This is a genomic window from Inquilinus limosus MP06, assembly GCF_000767795.1.
Classification (GTDB): Bacteria; Pseudomonadota; Alphaproteobacteria; order DSM-16000; family Inquilinaceae; genus Inquilinus; species Inquilinus limosus_E.
In genome coordinates this window covers 1-4,409 of the sequence record NZ_JANX01000532.1, presented here as the reverse complement: position 1 = coordinate 4,409, position 4,409 = coordinate 1, and the positions used below count along the sequence as shown (strand labels likewise).

Annotated in this window: 4 protein-coding genes and 1 pseudogene; 2 read left to right on the top strand and 3 right to left on the bottom strand. The window is 67.7% G+C overall.

Translation table 11 applies throughout. From position 1 onward, the window contains the following. A pseudogene (locus P409_RS39330) lies at window positions 1-184 on the top strand (hypothetical protein); the annotation flags it as partial. On the opposite strand, the gene P409_RS36480 reads toward P409_RS39330, so the two are convergent. The 3 genes from P409_RS36480 to P409_RS27680 form a co-directional block, all read right to left on the bottom strand. After that, window positions 181-1,422, bottom strand: coding sequence for a GrpB family protein (locus P409_RS36480; protein WP_052121479.1), 1,242 nt, complete (start codon window positions 1,420-1,422; stop codon window positions 181-183). The pseudogene P409_RS39330 and the gene P409_RS36480 sit on opposite strands and share 4 nt — an antisense overlap. Window position 1,423: 1 nt before the next feature. Beyond that, window positions 1,424-2,869, bottom strand: a complete 1,446-nt coding sequence (locus P409_RS27685) for a sodium:proton antiporter (protein WP_152613573.1) — start codon at window positions 2,867-2,869, stop codon at window positions 1,424-1,426. A 124-nt stretch (window positions 2,870-2,993) separates the two neighbouring features. Next, complete coding sequence (locus P409_RS27680; RefSeq protein WP_238578793.1) at window positions 2,994-3,767, bottom strand: hypothetical protein; 774 nt, start codon at window positions 3,765-3,767, stop codon at window positions 2,994-2,996. 136 nt (window positions 3,768-3,903) lie between these two features. On the opposite strand from P409_RS27680, the gene P409_RS27675 reads away from it, so the two are divergent. After that, on the top strand, window positions 3,904-4,409 hold a 506-nt coding region (locus P409_RS27675; RefSeq protein WP_052121478.1), incomplete at its 3' end, for an SRPBCC family protein.

Genomic DNA, 4,409 nt, shown 5'->3' with positions numbered 1-4,409 from the left:
GGAGCGCGGCCTGACCGTGCTGATGGTCAGCCATCAGCTCGACGCCCTGCCCGGCATCGACGCGCAGGCTGCCTTCATCGAGGACGGCCGCATCGCCGCCACCGGCCCGGCCACCGAGCTGCTGACCCGCCCGCCGCTGCCGGAGATCGCGGATTATCTCGGCTATGCGGGGCTTGCGAGCTAGCCGGCCCGGCCGCAGACCAGTGTCGCGTGATCCCACCATGGGTTGATGTGGACGCTGCGGTCCCTCACCTCGAAGTCCGCTTTCGCAAGCTCGGCCTCGATCGCTGCCAAGGGCTTCAAGGTCCGGTAAGGATGGCCGTCCTGCATCAGGCGGTGCGTCTGCGGATCGAAGCGGGCCTTGGCGTCGCCGGATCGGGGCTCGCCACACATACTGCTGACCACGAAGATACCATCGGGTCGCAGGATGCGGCGCACTTCGGCAAGGCACTGCCCCCTGTCTCCGCCGATCAGACAGTGCAGGCAGCTGCCGTCGAACACGATATCGAAGGAACCGTCGGCGAAGACGGGCATATGGCAGACGGTGCCCTGATGGAAGGACCCGCGCAGCCCCGCCGCCGCGAACCGCTCCCGCGCCCAGACCACAGCGGTGCCGGCGATGTCGATGCCATGGACCTCATACCCCTTCCCGGCCAGCAGATACGACGACAGCGCGTTGCCGCAGCCGAGCTCGAGCATCCGGGCCGGCGGCGCTGGCAGGTGTCTCTCGCGCTCGAGCCGATCGAGCGTCTCCCTCATTCCGGCCAGCCCGCGCTCATACAGGTCGCCGGCCCATCCCGGCTGCCTCGCGTCGCGCAGGCGTCGATACTGCGTCTCGTAGTCGTAGGCCCGTGGCTCGATCTCCTGCGGGCCGTCGTCCGGGACACACATGTTCCGCAAAGCTTCTTCCAGCCGCACGATTTCGGCGACGAACGGCCCCTTGCCGCCGGTGTAGTGGTCCCAGTCATCCGCGGTCTCGGAGGCCAGCCTGCGTTTCAGCGCGGCATAGGCGGCGGCCGCCTCGGGATGACGGCGCAGATGGTCGCGGAACAGCATACGGCGCAGATGCGCCGCCGTGCCGGGGGCGCAGAGATAGAGCCGCTGCCCGCGTGAGGCTCGGCCTGTGGTGAAGGTCCACATGCCGTCGCGGTATTTGTCGCCGTGATAGATGTAGTCGCCCGTCGCCTGCATCCGCTCGATCGCCTCGGGGATCGAAGCGGCCGAGCGCAGCACGATGTCGACATCGATCTTCGGCTTGGCGCAAAGGCCGAGAATCGCGGTGCTGCCGATGTGGTGGATCTCGTGGACGAGGCCGTCCAGCAGTCGCTCCAGCCCGGTGCGGATCTCCTCAAACAGCGCCGGCCAGGAGGGGTCATAATCGACCAGCTCGATCGCCCTGCGCTTCCCGGATCCGTCATCCATCCTACGGCCCGGCGTAGAACAGCAGCGACACCAGGACGAACAGCGGCAGCAGGATGCCGCAGGACCAAGCCATGTAGCCGAAGAAGCTGGGCATGGCGACGCCGCGCTCCTGCGCGATCGACCGCACCATGAAGTTCGGCGCGTTGCCGATGTAGGTGTTGGCGCCCATGAACACGGCGCCGGCGGAGATGGCGCCCAACGTGGTCGCCAGCGGCCCCATCAGGTGCTGGGCGTCCGCCCCGGCCATGTTGAAGAACACCAGGTAGGTCGGCGCGTTGTCGAGGAAGCTGGACAGCGCCCCGGTCAGCCAGAAATAGGCCAGGTTGTTCGGCGCGCCGGTGCCGCCGACCAGGTCGACCAGCCCGGCCAGCGCCCCGTCGCGGCCGGCGCGCAGGATGGCGATGGCCGGCACGATGGTGACGAAGATCGCCGCGAACAGCTTGCCGACCTCGATGATCGGGAACCAGTTGAAGTCGTTCAGCCGCCGGCTCTCCTGCGAGGTCAGCACCCAGGACAGGCCGATGATCGCCAGCAGCAGCAGGTCGCGGACCAGGTTCTCCAGCGCCACCGGCACGTGATAGACGGTGAGCTGCACGCCCGGCTTCCACACGCCGCTCAACAGCACCGCGCCGACCACGCCGGCCAGCAGCAGCAGGTTGATCCCGCCCTCCAGCCCGAACGGCACGCGCGGCTCGGGCGGCACCTCGCGCAGCCCGTGCTCGCGCCGGAACAGCGCGATGTCGATGACGAGATACAGCGCCAGCAGGACCACGGAGCACACCAGCATCGGCAGCAGCAGGTGCTGGGTCGGCCAGAAGAACGACACGCCCTGCAGGAAGCCGAGGAACAGCGGCGGGTCACCCAGCGGCGTCAGCGCGCCGCCGATATTGCCGACCAGGAAGATGAAGAACACCACCGTGTGCACGCGGTAGCGCCGGTTCTCATTGGCGCGCAGCAGCGGCCGGATCAGCAGCATGCAGGCGCCGGTGGTGCCCATCCAGCTGGCGATCGCCGTGCCGACGGCGAGGATGCCGAGATTGACCGCCGGCGTGCCGACCAGCGTGCCCTTCAGCCGCACCCCGCCGGCGACCACGAACAGCGATGCCAGCAGGATGATGAAGGGCAGGTACTCGGTCAGCCCGACGGTCAGCACCTCGTACAGCGCCAGGTCGACACCGTGGATCGCGGCGAAGGGCAGCAGGAAGGCCAGGCCCCAGAAGGCTGCGACCTTGCCGAAATGATGGTGCCAGAACTGCGGCCGGACGAGCGGGAACAGCGCGATCGACAGCAGGATGCCGATGAAGGGGATGATCCAGGCCAGGCCGAGCTGCGATCCGTCGAGATGCGGCGCGCCTTCGGTGGCGGCCTGGGCCGGTGCGGTCGACATGACGAGGATGGGCACCGCCGCCGCGACTCCGCGGCGGCAGGCCTGTCGAAACACCGGCATGAACATCCCTTCTTCGGCTTATGGTTTTAGGCGGCCGGAGTATGGAGGCGCAGGCCGCAGCAGCCAACCTTTTCCGGGCAGCCATACGGGGTCGATGATGCTTGGCCCGCAAAGCGCGATCCGCTCAGCTTCGCGAGGGCGCCGTCCGGTCTGGAAGTGTCCCGCGGCCCAGGACTCCATACACGGCGTCGAGATCTACGCCTTCAGGTGCGGTCAGCCGGAATTTCAGGATCCATTGGCTGTATCCGAAGCACATGACGTAGAGCTGTGACTGCAGTGGCTGAATCCGGCCTTCGAAGCTGCCTGTCATCCTGTACTCGACCCGGCCGAGGGCGATCCGGGCGCCACCCGCGCCTTTCAGAACGTCACCGCCTTCCCGCACGATCGTCGCGCTGGGATGGAGGGCGGCCACGGCCGCCTTGACCGCCTCGATCTCGTTGCGGCAGAGGCCGCCCAGCTGGCGGTCCGTGAGATCCGGATATTGGTATTGCCCCCCTGCTGTGATCCTGACCCATGGCGCCGGATAGACGTAGATCGTTGCCAGGGCCGCCCCCGCCGGACCGGAGCGGCTGTAGGTGGCGCTCACGTCGCTTGCATCCGCGTCGTACTTCACAAGTTCGACGCGCTTGAAATCCGCGATGGTCGTCGGGAAGCGGAAGAAGGCATATCGATGGACGTAATCGCCTTCGACCGCGATCGGTTCGGACTTGGCCGCCGCAGCGATCTGCCGGACTGGCGTCGTCGAATTGCTGGTTTGGCATGCCGCCAAAGGCAGCATGCCCAGCAACACCGCCAGAGCCCGACAGGACAGGCGGTGCCTCAAATGCGTGCCCAATTCGCTCCCCCTAAAGCGTTCATGAAATTCGGGCATGATGAGCGCACGACGCCCGGAGGTCACGGCGGATATTGCGTTCCGGCCGACGGAACGGACGCCGGCTTGAACGGACCCGACCCAAGGTAGGGTTGTCGCGCTTCGCAGCGCACACTAGCTTCCAGGGAATCGCGCAAGCCGGCGCAGAAGAAGGAACCGTGCCATGGAGATGACGGGCGAGCATCGGATCGCGGCGCCGCGGTCGGTGGTCTGGGAGGGGTTGAACGATCCCGAGGTGCTGCGCCGGTCGATTCCCGGCTGCGACACGCTGGAGAAGACCTCGCCGACCGAGATGACGGCGACCGTCACCGCCAAGGTCGGGCCGGTCAAGGCCAGCTTCGGCGGCCAGGTCACCTTGTCCAACCTGAACCCGCCCGAGAGCTACACCATCTCCGGCGAGGGCAAGGGCGGTGCCGCCGGATTCGCCAAGGGCGGCGCCGACGTCAAGCTGGTCGAGGATGGCGACGGCACCGTGCTGCACTACGCCGTGAAGGCCAATATCGGCGGCAAGCTGGCGCAGCTCGGCGCCCGGCTGATCGACGGCACCGCCAAGAAGATGGCCGACGACTTCTTCTCCCGCTTCGCCGCCGAGATGGAACAGCGCGCCGCAGCCGGTGGCGCCGCGGCGCCTGCGCCGGCCCCGTCGGTCGAGCCCGTGGTGCCCACGCC